The organism is Nordella sp. HKS 07 (assembly GCF_011046735.1).
GTDB lineage: Bacteria > Pseudomonadota > Alphaproteobacteria > Rhizobiales > Aestuariivirgaceae > Taklimakanibacter.
On the sequence record NZ_CP049258.1, the window covers coordinates 3,234,299 to 3,254,472 of the forward strand.

General features: G+C 62.3%; 14 protein-coding genes and 1 pseudogene. 8 read left to right on the top strand and 7 right to left on the bottom strand.

Annotation, left to right across the window (positions count from 1 at the left end):
- Positions 1-221: 221 nt before the first annotated feature.
- Positions 222-1,295, bottom strand: a complete 1,074-nt coding sequence (locus G5V57_RS15225; protein ID WP_165168378.1) for a GNAT family N-acetyltransferase — start codon at positions 1,293-1,295, stop codon at positions 222-224.
- 384 nt (positions 1,296-1,679) lie between these two features.
- Here G5V57_RS15225 and G5V57_RS15230 point away from each other — a divergent pair.
- The 6 genes and pseudogenes from G5V57_RS15230 to G5V57_RS15255 all read left to right on the top strand — a co-directional run bounded on the left by G5V57_RS15230 (position 1,680) and on the right by G5V57_RS15255 (position 10,206).
- Positions 1,680-2,688, top strand: a pseudogene (locus G5V57_RS15230) (ligase-associated DNA damage response exonuclease).
- Positions 2,689-2,803: 115 nt separating this feature from the next.
- Entirely contained in the window at positions 2,804-4,378 is a 1,575-nt protein-coding gene (locus tag G5V57_RS15235; RefSeq protein ID WP_165168380.1) for a cisplatin damage response ATP-dependent DNA ligase, read from the top strand.
- Between the two features lie 675 nt (positions 4,379-5,053).
- On the top strand, positions 5,054-6,655 hold the full coding sequence (locus G5V57_RS15240; protein WP_165168381.1) for an ABC transporter substrate-binding protein: 1,602 nt from the start codon (positions 5,054-5,056) through the stop codon (positions 6,653-6,655).
- A 56-nt stretch (positions 6,656-6,711) separates the two neighbouring features.
- Positions 6,712-7,680 (top strand): ABC transporter permease, encoded by a 969-nt coding sequence (locus G5V57_RS15245; RefSeq protein WP_165168382.1) that lies wholly within the window; start codon positions 6,712-6,714, stop codon positions 7,678-7,680.
- Complete coding sequence (locus tag G5V57_RS15250; protein WP_165168383.1) at positions 7,677-8,576, top strand: ABC transporter permease; 900 nt, start codon at positions 7,677-7,679, stop codon at positions 8,574-8,576. Before G5V57_RS15245 ends, G5V57_RS15250 begins: the two co-directional genes overlap by 4 nt.
- Complete coding sequence (locus tag G5V57_RS15255; protein WP_165168384.1) at positions 8,566-10,206, top strand: ABC transporter ATP-binding protein; 1,641 nt, start codon at positions 8,566-8,568, stop codon at positions 10,204-10,206. The genes G5V57_RS15250 and G5V57_RS15255 overlap by 11 nt, the downstream gene beginning before the upstream one ends.
- Positions 10,207-10,362: 156 nt before the next feature.
- Here the strand turns inward: G5V57_RS15255 and G5V57_RS15260 are convergent, their stop codons facing one another.
- Complete coding sequence (locus G5V57_RS15260; RefSeq protein WP_165168385.1) at positions 10,363-11,883, bottom strand: tetratricopeptide repeat protein; 1,521 nt, start codon at positions 11,881-11,883, stop codon at positions 10,363-10,365.
- 98 nt (positions 11,884-11,981) lie between these two features.
- A complete protein-coding gene (locus G5V57_RS15265) occupies positions 11,982-12,953 on the bottom strand; it encodes an MBL fold metallo-hydrolase (RefSeq protein ID WP_206530268.1) in 972 nt (323 codons plus the stop codon).
- 115 nt (positions 12,954-13,068) lie between these two features.
- Here G5V57_RS15265 and G5V57_RS15270 point away from each other — a divergent pair, with 115 nt between their 5' ends.
- Entirely contained in the window at positions 13,069-14,487 is a 1,419-nt protein-coding gene (locus tag G5V57_RS15270; protein WP_165168386.1) for a deoxyribodipyrimidine photo-lyase, read from the top strand.
- Between the two features lie 111 nt (positions 14,488-14,598).
- Here the strand turns inward: G5V57_RS15270 and G5V57_RS15275 are convergent, their stop codons facing one another.
- The 4 genes from G5V57_RS15275 to G5V57_RS15290 are packed head-to-tail and all read right to left on the bottom strand — an operon-like array spanning position 14,599 to position 18,828.
- Complete coding sequence (locus G5V57_RS15275; protein ID WP_165168387.1) at positions 14,599-15,900, bottom strand: sn-glycerol-1-phosphate dehydrogenase; 1,302 nt, start codon at positions 15,898-15,900, stop codon at positions 14,599-14,601.
- Positions 15,901-15,905: 5 nt separating this feature from the next.
- A complete protein-coding gene (locus G5V57_RS15280) occupies positions 15,906-17,369 on the bottom strand; it encodes an FGGY-family carbohydrate kinase (protein ID WP_165168388.1) in 1,464 nt (487 codons plus the stop codon).
- 2 nt (positions 17,370-17,371) lie between these two features.
- Positions 17,372-18,034, bottom strand: a complete 663-nt coding sequence (locus G5V57_RS15285) for a class II aldolase/adducin family protein (RefSeq protein ID WP_206530269.1) — start codon at positions 18,032-18,034, stop codon at positions 17,372-17,374.
- A gap of 32 nt (positions 18,035-18,066) precedes the next feature.
- Positions 18,067-18,828 (bottom strand): DeoR/GlpR family DNA-binding transcription regulator, encoded by a 762-nt coding sequence (locus G5V57_RS15290; protein ID WP_165168389.1) that lies wholly within the window; start codon positions 18,826-18,828, stop codon positions 18,067-18,069.
- 140 nt (positions 18,829-18,968) lie between these two features.
- On the opposite strand from G5V57_RS15290, the gene G5V57_RS15295 reads away from it, so the two are divergent.
- Entirely contained in the window at positions 18,969-20,150 is a 1,182-nt protein-coding gene (locus G5V57_RS15295; protein ID WP_165168390.1) for a PotD/PotF family extracellular solute-binding protein, read from the top strand.
- The last annotated feature ends 24 nt before the right edge of the window (positions 20,151-20,174 follow it).

Genomic DNA, 20,174 nt, shown 5'->3' on the forward strand with positions numbered 1-20,174 from the left:
TCCGATCTTTACCCTGTATCTACGCTGTATTTGCGTGAGTACCGCATCGTCACTGCCCGAGAAAATCACCCAAAGAATGGGATTCGAGACCGTCTTCTCTAACCAGACTCAGAACTCGCCTTCATTCCCCTTCTCCCGCAAGCAAGCGGGAGAAGGGGAAAACTGGTAGGGCCTTGCGTATTACAGTGAATTTCCCCGGACAGCCCTGCTACCGTGCAGGGTTAGCCCTTCTGCTCTCGCCGCCGCGACCGGACGAGTTCCTTGAAATCACGGACCAGCGCTCTCACCGCGAGGCGCGCTCGCCGCACGCCCAGCAGGAGGTGGGCCGCCAGGATGCCCGGGAGGTCGGGTGCGCGCGTATATTCCCCAGGCGAGAGGGCGATAGTCCCTTCCTTGCCGACCAGGCCCTTTTTGAACTGCCACAAGCCGCTCTCCGGCGTCGCTTCGCCGAGATCGTACCAATGGCATTGCCTGCCGCGCAGCCAGTCGATGATCCACCAATGCAGCGCGTATCCGGCCTTGATGTCGACGCCTCTGTCGCTGCTCGCCCCGACGGCATAATAGGCCGTGTCACCGATCTGAAAAACGACGGCGCCGGCGACGGGTGTTCCGTTCTCGCGCGCCAGAACGACAATCGATGAGGTCTCCGTCGACCGAGAATCCGATAATGCTCTCTCGAACAGCGGCCAGACTGGGTTCGAATAGTTCTTTCTCTCTTTCATGGACATGCAGAGTGCCGTGAATTCGGCAACGGAAGTGCTAGGCGCTTCGACTCCTATTGTCAGCTCACTTTTCAAGGCGCTTCTCAGATTGCGGCGCCATCTCTGGTCGAGACTGGCCATCTGACGATCGGGTGTGAGCGTCATATTGACGAGAAACCGTTCTGCGCCATCTGGAACGCGATGCTTGAGGCCCCTCAGGCGGAGCTCCTCGCCGTAGATATCTGCAAACCGGGGATCCGGAGGCGGCATGATCGACAGGGCCAGCCTTTCGCGTGTCACAAACTGATCGACAAGCGCGTCCAGTGCCAGGCCGAGAATTCTTCGATCCGCGGGCTCTCCCTTGCGGCGCCAAAGCGGACCGTATTTGATCAGGGCGAGACCTCTTTTCACTACGGGTAAGGTGAATACGAGGACCAGCGCCATCGCCGCGATCTTTCCGTTGATCGTTATGGCGACCCTGCGCACCCGATTGTCGCCCCATTGCATGCCCTGGAGGCATTCTGTCTGCTCGTAATATACATCGGCGAAATCGGAGATTGTTCTATCCCATTCGTCGCCACTCAGATTTGTCACGATTTGGGGGCCATCGGCCGCCGGGGCGCGCCCAAAGTCTGAAATTATTATGGCTTGAGCCGATGACATGATTGCAAAAACTCCGAAGACCCGTTGGTTATGCATCTGCAACAACGGTTACGCACTTGTCTCGTCCAGATCCCTGGATCACAGGAAAGTGTATCAAGGCGGAATGTCGGTTTTTGCAGATCTGAAACCCACATCTGATCTCATCGGAATGCAATCCTGATGCCAGCCGCAGCGGGGCGTTTGATCTGAGCGGCGAGGAACCGCGCGGAACAGCTCTATCAGTGGGCGGGGGCCCCCAATTTCGCGCACGCGACGTCCTGACAGAAACTGACATCGGTATGGTCTTAGCTGGGCAAAACCCGATATTGAGGTCCCATGCCGACACCCCGCCCGGAAAGCTGGCTCTATCCGACCGAACGCGGCCTTTACTGCGCGCCGGGTCAGTTCCATATCGATCCGCATCTGCCGGTGGATCGCGCCGTCATTACCCACGGTCATGGCGACCATGCGCGCTCAGGGCACGGCGCTGTGCTCGCAACGGCGGAAACCATCGAGATCATGAAAGTGCGCTATGGCGCCGACTGCGCCGGCAGCTTCTCGCCCGCCAATGGTGCCCAGTCGATCAATGGCGTCACCGTGAAACTGGTTCCCGCCGGTCACATTCTGGGCTCGGCCCAGATCGTGCTCGACTGGCAGGGGGCTCGCGCCGTCGTGTCGGGTGACTACAAGCGCTCGCCCGACCCGACCTGCGCGCCCTTCGAGCTGGTGCCCTGCGATCTCTTCGTCACCGAGGCGACTTTCGGCCTGCCGGTCTTCCGCCATGAGCCGGCGGAGAAGGAGGCGCTGAGGCTGCTGGCCTCGCTGGCGGCCAATCCCGAACGGACCCATCTTCTGGGCGCCTATAATCTCGGCAAGTGCCAGCGTATGATCGCGCTCGCCCGCCAGGCGGGTTATGACCGCCCCATCTATCTGCATGGCGGTCTGCGCAGTCTCTGCGACCTTTATATACGCCTCGGCATCGATCTCGGCGAATTGCGCGACGTGGCGGACAGCGAACCGGCGGAGCTCAAGGGCGCCCTGGTGCTCTGCCCGCCGAGCGCCCTGAGCGACCGCTGGTCAAGGCGGCTTGCCGATCCTTTGACCTGCTATGCCTCGGGCTGGATGCGGGTGAAGGGGGCGCGCCCGCCAGCATGGCGTCGAGCTGCCGCTGGTGGTGTCCGATCATTGCGACTGGCCGGAACTCTTGAGGACGATCGAGGAAACCGGGGCAGGGGAGATCTGGGTCACCCATGGCCGCGAGGATGCGCTGGTGCATCAGATCGGCCTCATGGGTCGCCGCGGCCGGGCGCTGGCGCTCATCGGTTTCGAGGATGAAGGTGATTAGAGCAAATCCCGCCAAGGTTGCAGACTTTGGCGACAAGGATTTGCTCCGACATACTGATTTGGTGCGAATCCTTTCGTGATGCGGTCCTCGGATCGCGACGTGATAGAGAGAGCATATGCAGGAATTTGCCGAGCTTCTGGATCGGCTCGTCTACACCACGGCGCGCAACGCCAAGCTCAAGCTGCTCGAGGACTATTTCCGCAAGGTCCCCGATCCCGATCGCGGCTGGGCGCTGGCGGCGCTGACCGACGGCCTGCCTTTGCGCCTTCCGCTCCGCAAGACACTGCAGACCATTCTCGAGCCGCATGTCGATCCGCTGCTCTATCGCCTGTCGCGCGATTATGTCGGCGATACGGCTGAGACGGTCTCACTTCTGTGGCCGGATTCCCGCGCCAATGCGCCGCCGCCCAGCATCGGCGATGTCGTGGCCGAGGTGAGCGCCGCCTCGTCGCGTGAGTTTCCCCGTGTGCTGGAACGCCTGCTCGACCGGCTGGACGTCAAGGGCCGCTTCGCCTTGCTCAAGCTCCTGTCGGGCGCCTTACGCGTCGGCGTCTCGGCTCGCCTTGCCAAGACGGCCATCGCGCAGAGCTTCGGTCGCACTGTCGAGGAGATAGAGGAGGTCTGGCACGCCGTGGCGCCGCCCTACGACGAAATGTTCGCCTGGCTGGAGGGACGGGGAGAGCGGCCCGATCCCGGCCGCAAGGCGACCTTCCGGCCGGTGATGCTGGCCCATCCGATCGAGGCGGGCGACTGGCAGGGACTGGCGCCCGAGCAGATCGCCGCCGAATGGAAATGGGACGGCATCCGGGTGCAGATTTCGGCGCGTCCTGGCGATGTGCGTCTCTTCTCGCGCGCCGGCGATGACATTTCGAGCGCTTTTCCCGATATCGTCCAGGCCTTCGCGCATACGACGGGGGTGCTCGACGGCGAGCTTCTCGTCTTGCGCGACGGGGCGGTGGCGCCCTTCAACGATCTGCAGCAGCGCCTCAACCGCAAGAGCGTGACGGGCAAGATGCTGCAGGACTATCCGGCTCATATCCGCCTCTACGACATCCTCTTCGATGGCGATGAGGATATGCGCGAACTGAGCTACCTCAAGCGCCGCGCCAGGCTTGAAGCCTGGTATGAGCGCTTCACGCCCAGTCTCGCCGATGTGAGCGCGCTCGTGCCATTTGCGGCCTTCAGCGAGCTGGAGGAGAAATGGCAGCGGGCGCGCGAGAACGGCATCGAGGGGCTGATGCTCAAGCGCAAGGACAGCCCGTATCTGGCCGGCCGGCCGAAGGGCCATTGGTACAAATGGAAGCGCGCCGCGCTCACCCTCGATTGCGTGCTGATGTATGCCCAGCGTGGCTCGGGCAAGCGCTCTTCGTATTATTCCGACTACACATTCGGGGTGTGGAAGACGCCGGAGGAGCTTGTGCCGGTGGGCAAGGCCTATTCGGGCTTCACCGACGAGGAGCTCCTGCGTCTCGATCGCTGGATCAGGACCAATACGGTCGAGCGTTTCGGCCCCGTGCGGCAGGTGGCGCCGCACCTCGTTCTGGAAATCGCCTTCGATGCCGTGCAACCCTCCAGCCGGCACAAGTCCGGCGTCGCTTTGCGCTTCCCGCGCGTGCACCGCATCCGCTGGGACAAGCCCGCCCCGGAGGCCGAGACCCTGGAGGCGGTCAAGGCGTTGATCCCCTCCTAGCGCGACGACCTCGTCGGAATGACGGAGGAGGGAGTTTCGCCAGCCGGCCAGGAAATCGCCGATTTCACCACCAGTTTCGTCATCCCGGCGAAAGCCGCTATCGTATGCACATATTTCACGAGAAGTGCCGTTCTTCCCCTCGCCCCGCGGGAGCGGGGAGAGGGAGGGGCCCATTGCGAAGCAATGGGAAGGTGAGGGGCACCCGGTCTCTTGGCGGAATGATTAGCGGATCTATCGCGATTGCTGCGTTAGCTAGAAGGAGGGGTAACAAGGATGCCCCTCACCCTCCCAACGCTGGCGCGTTGGGCCCCTCCCTCTCCCCTCTTTGAGGGGCGAGGGGGAGAACCGCATCCCTCGTGACATTTGTGAATCTGACAGCGGCCTAGCGCGGGATGCGAGACGGTTTTTGCATTAACATGTCGTAATCGAGCCTGGGCATTAAACTTGTCGTATGACAGGCGCCACGAGGCGTCAGAACCATTGACGAGGTGCTGGCATCATGACAGTTTTGCATACCGAAAATGATAAAAACGAATACAGGGCTTAACTGGACGGTATCGGGGAGGAGACGGTGACTGCGCGCCGGCTATGCAGTGAGCGCAGGCTCCGGTATTAGGCGCACGGATTGCGGCCCCTCCTCGATTTGGAAATGCACATTCGAAGGAGACATCCGCAATGAGCGAATTAGAGCAGAAACTTAAATTAGCCACCAGCCTTGCCGGCAAGGGCAAGGTTTCCCGTCGTGATTTCGTTCAGCTCGCCATGCTGGCGGGCTTCACCGCGGCGGCCGGCAATATGATGTTCGTCAAGGCGGCGCGTGCCGAGCCGAAGAAGGGCGGTTCCGCCCGTTTTGGTCTGGCCCATGGCGCCACGACCGATACGCTGGACCCCGTCGGCTATCCCGACACCTTCACCCAATGCGCCTTCTGGGGCGCCTTGTCGAACAGCCTCACCGAGATCGACGCCAAAGGCAATGTGGTGCCCGATCTCGCCGAATCCTACGAGCCGTCCGACGCCGCCAAGAAATGGGCGTTCAAGCTGCGCAAGGGCGCCACGTTCCATGACGGCAAGACGGTGACCGCCGACGACGTCGTCGCCTCCTTCCGCCACCATATGGGACCCGATTCCAAATCGGCCGCCAAGTCGCTTCTCGATCCGATCGCCGATATCAAGGCCGACGGTCCGGAGACGGTCATATTCACGCTCAAGGACGGCAGCGCCGACTTCCCCTATCTGGTGAGCGACTATCACATTCCGATCATGCCGGTGAAGGACGGCAAGTCGGATTGGCAGTCGGGCGTGCGCACCGGCCCCTTCGTGCTCGAGAAATTCGAGCCGGGCGTGTCGGCCAAGTTCAAGCGCAATCCGAACTACTTCAAGTCGAACCAGCCCTATCTCGACGAGGTCGAGTTCATCGCCATCACCGATGTCGCCGCGCGCACCAACGCGCTGACCACCGGCGATGTCGACTGGATCGGCCGTGCCGACCTTAAGACGCTCGATCTTCTCAAGCGCAACCCCAATGTCGAGATCCTCGAGCTTTCGGGCTATGGCCACTATGTGCTGCCGATGAACACCACCATGGCGCCCTTCGACAACAACGACGTGCGCACCGCCATGAAATGGGCGATCGACCGCGAGGAGATCCAGAAGAAGATCTTCCTGGACCATGCCACGGTCGGCAATGACAACCCGATCGCCAAGGCGGTGAAGTATGCGATCGATCCGGAGCCGAAATACAAATACGATCCGGACAAGGCCAAGTTCCATCTCAAGAAGGCGGGCTACGAGACCCTGAAGGTAGATCTCTCGGTCGCCGATGCGGCATTCGCCGGTGCCGTCGATGCCGGCGTCCTCATCAAGGAGACGGCGGCTAAATGCGGCATCGACATCAATGTCGTGCGCGAGGCCGAGGACGCCTACTGGGACAATGTCTGGCTCAAGAAAGCCTGGTGCGCCGGCTATTGGAGCGGTCGTCCCACCTGCGACTGGGCCTTCTCCATCGCCTATGCGAAGGACGCCGCCTGGAACGAGACGTTCTGGAAGAATCCACGCTTCAACGAGCTCTTGGTTCAGGGGCGCGCCGAGCTCGACGAGGCCAAGCGCGCAGCCATCTATGCCGAGATGCAACAGCTCGTGCATGACGACGGCGGCACCATCGTGCTCGTCTTCAACAACTTCGTGACCGCCAATTCGAAGAAACTCGCGCATGGCGACGTCGCTCCCAACTGGGAGAATGACGGCTTGAAGATCGCCGAGCGCTGGTGGATTGCATAATATTATTGGGTTCCGGGCCGTTCGCGAGAGCGGCCCGGTTTTTTTGGATTATGCCGATGCATCCACTTCTGAGAACGGTACTGCAGCGTCTGGGGCTGGGACTCATCACGCTCTTTGTCGTGTCTCTCATCATCTTCTCGGCCATCGAATTCCTGCCTGGCGACTTCGCCAAGGCCATTTTGGGCCAGTCGGCGACGCCTGAGACGGTAGCGGCTTTCCAGAAGGAGATCGGTCTCGATAAGCCGGCGCATGAGCGCTATCTCAACTGGATCGGCGGCGTGCTGCAGGGCGATTTCGGCTCGTCCTTCTCGTCCCGCGTCGGCTTCCGCCGCAGTGTGATGGAGATCATCGGCCCGCGGCTTCTGAACACTTTGTTTCTCGCCGGCATCACCGCGCTTGTCGCGGTTCCTCTGGCCTTGGGATTGGGCCTGCTTGCCGCCCTTTATCGCAACAGCTTCTTCGACCGTGCCGTCAATGCGGTGACGCTCACCACGATTTCCTTCCCGGAATTCTTCGTCGCCTACATATTGATGCTGTTTTTGGCGGTGAAGTTCCCGATCTTTCACTCGCTGTCCAATGTGACGGCGGACATGCCCTTCTTCGAGCGGTTGCAGCGCACCGCTTTGCCGGTTCTGACCCTGACGCTCATCATTGTCGCCCATATGATGCGCATGACGCGCGCCGCAATCATCAGCCTTCTCGCCAGTCCCTATATCGAGATGGCACGGCTCAAGGGGGTGTCGCCCGGCCAGATCATCCTGCGCCATGCGCTGCCCAATGCCTGGGCGCCGATCGCCACTGTCATCGCCTTCAACATGGCCTATCTCATCGTCGGCGCGGTGGTGGTGGAGGTGGTCTTCGTCTATCCGGGCGTCGGCCAGGCCATGGTCGACGCGGTGCGCTCGCGCGACATCCCGGTTGTGCAGGCCTGCGCGCTGATTTTCGCCGTCGCCTACATCCTGCTCAACCTGCTGGCCGATATCATTTCCATCGCCACCAATCCGAGGCTTTTGCACCCGCGATGAGCACGGACCAGACAGCCGATCCCGCCAGACCGCGCAGCGTCAAAGCCCGCCGCACAGTGGCGCAGAATGTCTGGCGGACGCTGAAGAAGGCGCCGTATAGCGCCTGGTTCGGCATGATCGTCATCGCCATCTATATCTTCGTGGCACTCTTTGCGCCCTGGATAGCGCCCTATGGCGAGGCCGAGGTGGTGAGCCAGCAGCCCTTCGAATTATGGAGCGCCACCCACTGGCTTGGCACCGACCAACTCGGCCGCGACATGTTCACCCGCATCCTCTATGGCGCGCGCAACACGCTCGGCATCGCGCTCGCCACCACCTTGCTCGCTTTCGCCATCGGCGGCGGCCTCGGCATCATCGCCGCGATCTTCCGCGGCTGGGTTGACCAGCTCCTGTCGCGGGCCGTCGACGCGTTGATGGCCATTCCGCTGCTCATCTTCGCGCTCATCCTGCTGTCGATCTTCGGCTCCTCGGTCAAGAATCTGATCATCATCATCGCGGTGCTCGATTCGACCCGCGTTTTCCGCCTGGCGCGTTCGGTCGCCATGAATGTCGTGGTCATGGACTATGTCGAGGCGGCCAAATTGCGCGGCGAGAAACTGGGCTGGATCCTGTTCAGGGAAGTCCTGCCCAATATCATGCCGACCATGGTCGCCGAATTAGGCCTGCGCTTCTGCTTCGTCTTCCTCACCATCAGCTCCTTGTCCTTCCTGGGTCTCGGCATCCAGCCGCCGACCGCCGACTGGGGCACGATGGTGCGCGAAAACGCCACCCTCATCACCTATGGCGACATCACGCCTCTGATACCGGCGGGCGCCATCGCGCTGCTCACCGTCGCCGTCAATTTCGTGGTCGACTGGTTCCTACACAAAACGAGCGGATTGCGTGATGAAAAGTGAACGCACCAAGGGCGAGGTACTCCTCGAGATCAGGGATCTGAGGATCGAAGGTCAGAGCGACGATGTCTGGCACCAGATCGTGAAGGGCGTCGGCCTCACCTTGCGGCGCGGCGAGGTTCTCGGCCTGATCGGTGAGTCGGGAGCGGGCAAGTCGACCATTGGACTTGCCGCCATGGGCTTCGCCCGGCCGGGCTGCCGCATCACCGGCGGCAGCATCATCTTCGACGGCATGGACCTGCGCAAAGCGAGCGAGGAGGAGCGCCGAGCATTGCGCGGCTCGCGCATCGCTTATGTGGCGCAGAGCGCGGCCGCGTCCTTCAATCCGGCGCATCGCATCATCGACCAGACGGTTGAGACGGCGGTCGGACATGATGTGCGCCCGCGCAATGAGGCGGAAGCCGACGCCAAGGATCTCTATACAAGGCTCAAGCTGCCTAATCCCGCCACCATCGGAAATCGCTACCCACATCAGGTGTCGGGCGGCCAGCTGCAGCGCGCCATGACGGCCATGGCGATGTCGTGCCGGCCCGATCTCATCATCTTCGACGAGCCGACGACCGCGCTCGACGTCACCACCCAGGTCGACGTCCTGGCGGCGATGCGCGATATCGTCGAGCAATTCAATACCGCGGCGATCTACATCACGCATGATCTCGCGGTCGTCGCCCAGATGGCGCATCGCATCATGGTGCTGCGCTACGGCAATCTGGTCGAGGAGGCGCCGACCCGTGAAATGCTCGCGCATCCGAAAGAGGCCTATACCAAGACGCTCTGGGCGGTGCGCGGTCTCGCCATGCCGGAACGCGCGGCCAAGGACGTGGTGCTGCGCATCCACGATGTCGAGGCCACCTATGGCGGCGTCGTCAAGGTGCTCGAGAATGTGACGGTCCAGGTGCCGCGCGGGCGCACGGTAGCGGTCGTGGGTGAATCGGGCTCCGGCAAATCGACCCTGGCGCGCGTCATCACCGGACTTCTGCCGCCCAGCAAGGGCCAGGTCTATTTCAACGATAAGCCCCTGCCGCGGGCGCTCAAGGATCGCGACAAGGAGACGCTGCGGCGCGTCCAGATGATCTATCAGTCGGCCGATACGGCGCTCAATCCGCGCCAGAGGGTGCGCGATGTCATCGGCCGCCCGCTCGACTTTTATCTGGGTCTCAAGGGCCAGGAGCGCGACCGCAAGGTGGTCGAGCTTCTCGAGCAGATCGAGCTCAGCGAGGATCTGATCGACCGCCTGCCGGGCGAGCTGTCCGGCGGCCAGAAGCAGCGCATCTGCATCGCGCGCGCACTTGCCGCTGATCCCGAGCTCATCATCTGTGACGAAGTGACGTCCGCCCTCGACCAGATCGTCCAGGAAGGCATCCTCAAGCTGCTGCTCAAGCTGCAGAAAGAGACCAATGTCTCCTATCTCTTCATCACCCATGACATCGCGACGGTGCGCGCCATCGCCGACGAGATCGTGGTCATGTATCAGGGCCGTGTGGTGCAGCAGGGGCTCAAGACGGAAGTGCTCTCGCCGCCGCATCCGCCCTATACCGAGCTGCTTCTCTCCTCCGTGCCGGAGATGGATCCCGACTGGCTGACGCGCCTCCTCGACAAGCGCGCCGCCGCCAAGGCGAAGGTGAAGGCTTAGCGCGGGATGCGAAAAAGTGGGCACCGGTTTTTCGCAAGAATCCCGCGCTAATATATAAGAATCGATCACGTTTATGAGTTTGGATTGATTCAATCCAAACTCATCGTGATCTAGCGCCATCGACCGCTGTCCCGATCAATGCATGATTGAGCTCGTCTAGGCCTCGAGCTCGAGTTTTTCGTCAGGCGTCAGTTCGGCCTCCACCTGCGGCAAGTAGTTTTTGGCGTCCTCGTTGCCGTGAGCCGCGCTGGCCCTGAGAAACAGCATTGCGGCGAGCAGATCCTTGGCTATGCCGATCCCCTTGTGACGCGCGACACCCATTTTATACAGAGCGATGTGATGTCCTTGGCGCGCCGCTTGTTGCCACCAATGGATCGCCTCTTCCTCATTGGGCTCGACCCCCAGGCCTTCGTGATATATGGTGCCCAGGCGCGCCTGCGAGTCGGCGACGCCCTGCATCGCCGCCTTCTCGTCCCAATAGCGCGCTTTTTTGTACGACTCCGGCGTTCTCTCGTAAAAGGCGTGGCGGCCGAGGGCGCATTGGGAACTGGGACAGTTCCGCTCTGCTCCCTGCTGGAATAGCTCCAGGGCCTTGGCAGTCTCCCCATTCTCATTGAGAATCCAACCCAAGTTATAGAGAGAATCCCGTACTCCCGCCGCAATCGCCTTCTTGTACCACTCGGTGGCGAGAGGCATGTCGCCTGAATTGAAGGCCTCGACGCCCAGACTGTGAAAGGCGTTGCCATCGCCCTGATCCGCGGCACGGCTGAACCACATAACGGCCTGGGCTGTATCAGGCTGGTTATTCGAGTACCAGACACCGACATAGTTCTGAGACTCCACGTCACCGGCCTCTGCGGCCCACAGAAGATGGGAAGGGGGAGCGTTGGTTGAAGCCTCAGAGTCCGGACGCGTGCCCAGGATCGGATCAGCCTCGAACCGCGCTCTTTCCTCGCGCGTGAGCTTGCGCTCCACACTGCTCAAACAGGCTTCGGCCGCATCATATCCGTGAGCGGCGCTGGCGGAGAGAAAACGCATGGCCGCGACCCGATCCTCCTTCAGGACGCGACCGACGTCGCAGGCCATGCCGATCATCAGCTGTGCGCCTCGATGTCCCTGCCACGCGGCCCGCAACCACAATGAGACGGCCTGCCGCGGATCAGGTTGCACGCCCAGGCCCTCATGGTACATCCGGGCGAGTTGCATGTGAGCACCAAGATGACCTTCGGCGACCGCCCTTTCGCACCAATCATGTGCATTCTCGTAGAGCCTGCTGATCTCATTATCGAGGATCAACTCGCTCATCGCATGCATGGAGTCGGCGCAGCCCCTTACAATTCCCTGATTATAGATCTCGAGCGCATCTTGCATGTCGCCGCTTTCTTGCAGCAGTTTGCCCAAGGGGAAAATCGAGTTGAGCCAGTCCGCCGCGACAGCCTTCCTGAACCATTCTATAGCAAGTTCATTGTCTTCGGCTCTGGCGGCGAGGACGCCCATATTGTGAAGAGCTCTGGGCAAGCCCTGGTCTGCCGCGCGGCGGAACCACATTCGTGCATAGGGTGTCTCGGGCAAATTCTCCGCATACCAACGGCCCAGATCGCATTGCGCATCGGCGTTGCCCGTCTCCGCCAAGTGGACGAGGTCATCGGGGGGTGTCGAAGTCTCCGGCCGGGACATGGATCAAGTTCTCCCACAAACGGCATGGGAGAACATAATGGAAACAATCTTGACGAGATGTCAAGTTTGAAAAGCGCAACCCGATTGTTGGACGCGAACTACAGCATGAGCTGATAGCTCGCCGGCACGAAGCGATAGCCGCCATCGGCGCCTTTCTCGACAAAGCCGACCGCGGGGAACGGCATGTGATAGCTGGTGAAGGGAATTTTGTCGGCGCTCAGCATGTCGAGCAGCATGAGGCGGGTCTCGACCGCCTTGTCCTTGTCGGCATCGAAGCTGACATGCCATTTCGGATAGCGCAGCGACAGCACATAGTGATTGCAGAAATCGGCGCCGATCAGGAGCCGCTTGCCTTGGCTCTCGACATGCCAGGCCATATGGCCCGGCGTGTGACCGAAGGCCTCGACGGCGTGGATTCCGGCCGCCACCTCGCCGTCCTTCTTGACGAAGGTCATCTTGTCCTTGAGCGGCACCACATTGGCCTGCACGACCTTGGCGGCATTGGTGGTCGGTCCATTGGCGCGGTCGGGCGACGACCAGAAGGCATATTCGGCCTCGCCGATCACATAGTCCGCCTTGGGGGCAAGTGCCGCGCCATCCTCCATCAGCCCACCTATATGATCGGGATGGCAATGGGTGATGACGACGACGTCGATCTGCTCGGGCGAGAAGCCGGCCGCCTTGAGCTGGCTCGCGAGGTGGCCGGTGGCGGGGCGGCCATTGGCGCCGTTGCCGCTGTCGAACAGGACGAGCTCCTTGCCGGTATTGACGAGGACCGGCGTGAAGCTGTTGACCATCTTGTCGGCGGGCAGGAAGTTCGCGGCCGTCGCCGCCGCAACGTCTTCCGGTTTCTGGTTGACGCCGAAGACCTTCTCAGGATTCGGCGTGACGCGGGTGCCGTCATTGAAGGCGGTGATCTCGAACTCACCAAGCTTGTAGCGCATATAGGGCGCACCAACGCTGTTGCTCATGGGTGCGGCGGCGCGCGCGGCGGGGGCGAAGGCGACGGACGAAAGGCCAAGGGCGGCGCTGCCGGTCAGCAGGGTGCGGCGGTCGAGTTGCATCGGCATGTCGTTTTCCTCCGTGTGAATGTGGATAGGTGTTTTACGCCTGCCGTCGGCCTAAAATCCTGATTTGCATCCCGGCTTCACGGTGTTGTGAGCGATAGGAAAGGATTTTGAGACGATGTCGAAGCCGGCCGTGATGTGGTTTCGCCAGGACCTGCGGCTTGCCGATAATGCGGCGCTGCATCGGGCCGCCGAAGCAGGGCCGCTCATCTGCCTTTACGTGCTCGACGATGTGACGCCGGGCGTCTGGGCCTGGGGCGGCGCCAGCCGTTGGTGGTTGCATAAGAGCCTGGTTCAGCTGACGGAACGATTGGCGCGGTTCAAAACGCCTCTCATCTTGCGGCGCGGCGCTGCCGATAAGGTCATCGCGGATGTGCTGCGCGAGTCGGGTGCCGCATCCCTCCATTTCACTCGCGACTATGCGCCCTGGGCGGGTGCGCTGGAGAAACGCATCAAGGACGCCGCCGAGGCCGAGAATGTGGCCTGCCATCGTTATGGCGGCTTCCTTCTGCATGAGCCCGAGGCGATCAGGACCGGGCAGAACGAGCCCTACAAGGTCTTCACGCCGTTTTCCCGCGCCTGCTTCGCAGTGGGTGATCCGCGTGCGCCACGTCCGGCGCCCCGGAACATCACGCCGTCGTCTGGCCATATCCACAGCGACAGGCTGGAGGATTGGCGATTGTCGCCGCGCCACCCCGACTGGTCGACGGGTTTCGCCGACTGGTCGCCAGGCGAGGAGGGGGCGAGGCGGCGGCTTGAAAGCTTCATTGCCGATGCGCTCGCCGATTATGCCGACGGCCGTGACCGGCCGGATCTGGAACGTACCTCGCGGCTTTCGCCGCATCTTCACTGGGGCGAGATCAGCCCGGTCCAATGCTGGACCGCGTTGCGCAGCGCCATGGCCGCGGCCCATGGCCGGCTCGACCGGCCGGGTGAGAAATTCCTGAGCGAGCTCCTGTGGCGTGAATTCTCCTGTCACCTGCTGCATCACTGGCCGGATCTGCCCGACAAGGCCTTCCAGGCGAAGTTCGATGATTTTCCCTGGCGCCATGACCCCAAGGCCCTGACGGCGTGGCAACGGGGCGAAACCGGCTATCCGATCGTCGATGCGGGACTGCGCGAATTATGGACAACCGGCTACATGCACAACCGAGTGCGCATGATCGCGGCGTCCTTCCTGATCAAGGATCTGCTGATCGACTGGCGGGCCGGTGAAAAGTGGTTCTGGGACACGCTTCTCGACGCCGACATCGCCAATAATGCGGCGAGTTGGCAATGGGTGGCGGGATCCGGCGCCGATGCGGCCCCCTATTTCCGCATCTTCAACCCCGTGTTGCAGGGCGAGAAATTCGATCCGCAGGGCGATTATGTGCGCAAATGGTGTCCTGAGCTGAGGGATCTCCCCAACGCCGTCCTTCATCGGCCCTGGGAGCATGAGACGGATGTCAAAGGCTACCCGGCGCGTATCGTCGACCATGCCGCGGCACGCGATCGCGCTTTGTTGGCACTGAAGAGCCTGGGCCGGTCTGGAGCATGATCCGGAAAGCTTGTGGTCGGGCTTGACCCGACCATGCGAAGCGGTTTCCGAAAAGATCATGCACAAACAAGAAGATAAAGCGCGATGGCGACTCATCCTAAAGCCATCACTTTAGAGCTTCGCCAGCATAGGCGCGAGCATGCCGGCATTCGCGGCGAGATCGAGGAAGGTGTAGCGGTTGCGGATCTCCCGGCAGCGCAGCAGCGCCTGATGATAGAAGGCGCGCGGCAGGTGGATCGCTTCCGGCATGACTTGTGCGCCGGCCGTCTTGAGTACCTTTTCAAGGTGATCGGGCGTGAGCGATATGGCGGCGATCTTTTCGGCGGTGTCCGGCCATGAACGAGCGATGCGGTCATTGAGCTCCTCGGCTTTTTCGGCGCTGAGTCGCTTATGGGCGAAGTCCTCCCAGCAGGAAGATCCGAGTGTCTGGCCGTAGCGGGCGGTGAAGCTCGCCTGAGATTCGTTATCGGCGGCGAGGCGGGGAGGGCGCTTGAGCATCTCATGCTGCAGCCGTGCCATCGACAGAGTCGTCACGCCGATCTGCTCGCCGTGATAGACGAGCGGGCGCTCCGGATCGCCCAGCATGTCGATATAGTGGCTGATGAGATGCTCACCCTGGCTCGCCGGCTGGCTACTGCCGTGGATGGCGGTGCCGAAGCCCGACAGCACCAGGGTGCGCACCAGCCGCTCCATGGCGGCGAGATCACCCGCCATCAGCGCCGCCGATTGGGCGAAGAGCGGGGCTTCATCGTCCTTGAGGAGCGCATAGGGAAGCCGCCGGTAAGGCTGGTCGAGGAGGAGATGGGCGAGCAGCCAGTCGGCCTGCGAGGTCGCCCGGCACAGGCTGTCGCCGAGGCCCGAGCGGATGAGACGCTTGGGTGCGGCGGCAAGGATCGCCAGATCGAAGAACGCGCCGCGCGGAGCTTGCGCTGCCAAGGATTTCTTGTGGCCGTGCACGGTGATGGCGGCATTGACCGACGTATAGCCGTTCATCGACGGCGCAGTGGCGAAGACGGCATAGGGCTTCTTGTCTTGGGCGCTCGCATATTTGCACAGATCGTTGATGGTGCCGGAGCCGATGGCGATGAGCGCATCGGCTCCCGTCGTCTCCTTGCGGATCGCGCCCACCGTATCGTCGTCGGGATGCGGCGCTTCGGGAAGAACGAGGCTATGGACCGTGCACAGGCCGGCGAGCGCCCGCTCCACTCTCTGCCCCAAAATCGCGTGGGTGGTCTGATCACTCACCACTGCGACATGGCGGCCGAGATCGAGCGCCTTGATGAGATCGCGCTCCATGCCGTCGAGCTGCGGCGCGATGACGAGCAAGCGCGTATCGACACGCTGCTTGCCGAGGCCGTCCGGGTCTTCATAGGTGCCGTCGAGAAGCTGGGTAATCTTGTCTGGGCTCGGCATGGGGTTCAGCTCGTCCGGCTGGGTTGCGGGAAAAGATCCTTCAGTGCGGCGAAGAGCTGCCGGTAGCGCCGATAGGCGTCATCGAGCCTGGCCGCGTTGGCGGGATCGGGGGCAAGAAACTCGGCAGGCTGCGCCACCCGGCGTGCCGCGTCCGCGAGATGGCTGAAGCGGCCGGAAGCGACGCCCGCCAGCATGAGCGCACCCATCACCGAGCCATGTGTAGTGGGAGGCAGGGCAACCGGCAGCTGGGCGATATCGGCACGGATCTGCGCCCACAGCCGGCTGCGGGCGCCGCCGGCCAGGAGCGTGATGTGCCGGGGCGCCGCGCCGAGTGCGATGAGACGATCGAGCACGTCGCGCATGGCGAAGCCGCAGCCTTCGAGCGCCGCGCGCGCGAGATGCCGGGCGCCATGAGCGGGCGTCAGGCCGTAGAAGCAGCCGCGTGCCCCGGCATTCCATTCGGGCGCCATGGCTCCGGTGAGCGCCGGCAGGAACAGAAGATCGTCCGAGCCGGCCGGCGCCTTGGCCGCTTCCGCGTCGAAGGCGGCGAAATCGGAAAGTCGCAACAGGTCTTTGAGCCAGGCGACGGCGCCGCCCGCCAGCCAGCCGGGATTTTCGACGAAATAGCCGCCTGAGGGATAGGCATGTGTCTCGACCAGCCGTTCGGGATCTATGACGGCCGCGGCGAAAAGCGCGCCCACCACTTCGCCGGTGCCGACGGCGACCGAGACCGCGCCCGGTTCGGCGAGGCCGGCGCCAAGCGGTGTCGAGAAATCATCGCCCGTGCCGACCGCGACCGGCAGGCCCGGCATTAGCCCGGTCAGCTCGACGCCCTGATCGGTGAGGTTGCCGGCGATCTCGTCGGCGCGCGCTATTCTCGGCAGCTCAGTTCTATCCACGCCGAAGGCCGACAGTAAGGACGCGTCATAGTCGCAGGCCGTCAGGCCGTAGAGCATGCTGGTCGAGGCGAGCGCGTGGTCGATCACGGCTGCGCCGGTCAATCTTTCGACAAGATAGGAGACGGGCTGGTGATAACGCGCCGCCCGAACGCCGCCTTGCCGCTTCAGCCAGCGGATCTTGGCGCCGAGATGGCTCGCATCGGCGATGAGGCCGGTCGTGCGATGCAAGTGCCGGTGGTCGATATCGGCGATTTCCGCGTCGGCGCGGCGGTCCATCCAGGTGAGGCAGGAGGTGAGCGCTTCACCGCGCGCCGTGACCGGAATGCAGCCGTCGAGCTGGCCGCACAGCGCCAGTGCCGTCACCTGCCGCGGCGGCGTCCTCGCCGCGGCGAGCGCCTCGGCGATGGCGGGCCTGAGCGCTTCCTCCCACAGGCGGGGATCCTGCTCGGCATGGCCGGCCGTTGCGAAGTCTGTGCAATATGTACGCTGTGCCTCGCCCCGCACGGCGAGCGTCGCATCCGCCACCGCGACCTTCAGGCTCTGTGTGCCGATATCGACGCCGACCAGCATGATCAGCAGCAGGTGGGGACGCGTTTCTCTTTGCCCTGGCCGTAGCTTTTGAACTTCTCCATGACGCGTTGGATCTCCTCGTCGGGCAGGATATGCGGCACGCCGATCTGCAGCGCCCGCCAATATTGCGCGGCGAGCGTCTCGATCTCGACCGCGAGCCAGGCCGCTTTCTTGAGATTAGGCCCGACGCAGACCATGCCGTGATTGGCGAGGAGACAGGCGTGCCGGGTTTCGAGCGCCGCCAATATGTAATCGGCAAGCTCCTGCGTCCCCCACGTGACATAGGGCACGCAAGGAACCGTCGGTCCGCCCGCCGCCGCGATCATGTAATGGACCGCGGGGATCTCCCGCCGCAGCATGGAGAGCGAGGTGCAGAACATCGAATGCAGATGGATGACGGCGCCGACCTCTTTTTTCTTCTTCATGATGTCGCGGTGGAAGCGCCATTCGGTCGAGGGCTTGCGCGGCCCCGTATGCGATGCGTCGAGCTTCATATGGACGATGTCTTCCGGCTGCATGTCCGCATAGGGAACGCCCGAGGGCGTGATCAGGAAGCCGCCCTCGACGCGCACGCTGATGTTGCCGGACGTGCCCTGGTTGATGCCGCGCTCATTCATGAATATGCAGGTGGCGATCATCTCGCGGCGCAGCGCTTCGTCTTTCATCAGTCTCTCCCATTCATCTCTTGATTGTCTGGCTAGTTGTGGGCCACCAGTACCTCGACGCTGAGCGGCGAGAGGGCTTCCGCCATATCGGCGTCGGGCTCGCGGTCGGTAACGAGATAATGCGTGCGCTCGAGGCTCTGCACCTGCACCGGCGCGTAGCGGCCGAATTTCTGGTGATCGGCGACGACGATCACGGTCTGCGCCGACTGCAGCATGAGATTGTGCAGTTCCGCTTCCTCACGGCTGAAATCCATGAGGGTGCCGCGCGGCGAGATGGCGCCGGCGCCGATGATGGCGAAGTCGGCGAAGTAATTGGCGAGCATCTGCGTGGCGTCGCGGCCGAGGCAGGCCTGGTTCTGCGCCTGGATCTCGCCGCCGATGAGATGCACCCGGTTGCCGTTGCGGCCCGAGAGCTTCATGGCGCTGGCCAGGCAATTGGTGAAGACGGTGAGATTCTGCTGTGTCGCAAGATTATCTGAGGCGCTCTGCACGGTCGTGCCGCCGGCCAGGATGATCGAGACGCCGTCGGGAATCATGCTGGCGGCAAGGCGGCCGATCGCCTGTTTGCCGCCGACATTGGTAACCTGGCGCACCGCCATTTCCGGCTCGTGCGTTTCGAGCGAGATCGCCCCGCCATGGGTTTTACGCAATTTGCGCTGCTCGGCGAGCGTTACCAGATCGCGCCTTATCGTCTCGCGCGAGACATTCAGCCGGCGTTGGATTTCGGTGATCGAGATCGACCGATGGGCCCTCACCAGCGATAGAATGTGATTCTGGCGCTCCTCTGCAAGCACGGCCGTCTCCTAGTCATTTGAAAAGATTGGGCAAATTTTTCGTTGTGGCTTGTTGTGCGATTTATAGCATTTTCTTGCATTCTGTAGCAATAATGTTGTAATTTGTGGAAAAAATAAACAGCACAAAGGAGGGAAGGAACATGCCGACCGTGAAGGAAGGGAAGTTATCGCGCCGCGCCGTGCTGAAGAGGGGCGCCGCCACGGCGGCATTGGGCGCGCTCGTTCTGGGCCGCCCGGGACCGTTCATCGGCGATGCGCAAGCCGCGACGCCGACATTGCGGCTTCTCATGTGGCAGCCTTATGCGATCAACGAGACGATCGCCGCCTTCGAGGACAAGTTCAAAGCGAAGTTCGCGCCGACTTTTTTCGACGGAAATTCCGAAGCCTTCAACAAGCTGAAGGTCGGCGGCACCAAGGACTTCGACATGGTGATGGCCGACGGCTTCTGGCCGCGCCTGTATTTCCGCCAGGGTCTCACCAAAGCGCTCGATTACGGCAAGATCCCCAATATGAGCGGAGTGTTCGCCGACTTCCATCCCGACAAGTTCGTCCTTCTCTCCGACGACGAGGGCAAGAACAATGTCGCTGCGCCCAATTGCTGGGGCGGCTACGGCATCACCATCAACAGCTCGATGATCGCCAAGGAGGATGTAGGCTCGATCGATCTCTTGCTGAACGCCAAATATGCCGGGCATTTCTCTACCAATTCGCGCTTCGAGGAGAATATCGCGCTGATGGGCATCCTCGCCGCGACCAAGCTCGGCACCAGGGACGGCTCGCGGCCCGACGGCAAGTCGTTCAATCCCTATCAGCTCACCGACGACGAACTCGCCGAAACGAAACGCTTGCTCATCGAGCAGAAGAAGCTGCTGCTCACCCGCTATCAGGACTATGACGCGCTCGACCGCCTGATGCGTGCCAAGTCGGTCTGGGCGGCGCCCGAATTCGCCGAGAGCTATCGCAAGCTCACGGTGCTGCGCAAGGACGGCAAGATCGACTTCGATGTCGAGCATGTGCTGAAGCCGAAGGAAGGCGGCCTCGGCTGGGTTGATACCTGGATGGTGAGCGCCGACGCCGACAGCGAGCGCACCGAGCTCGCCCATGCCTGGATCAATCTCTTCCTCGAGAAGGAGAACTATGTACGTGTCGTGCGCTCGACCGGCTATGGCGGCGTGGTCGATGTGCGCTCTTTGATGTCGGAAGACGAGATCGCGCTCTATTTCCAGAATCGCAGCGCCGAAGCGAGTCAACTCCACATGTTCGATCAGCCCTCGTCGCCGGAAAAATGGGAACGCATCTGGTCGGATGTTGAAGCGTCTTAAGACAGAACAACTGCAAACGGCGGA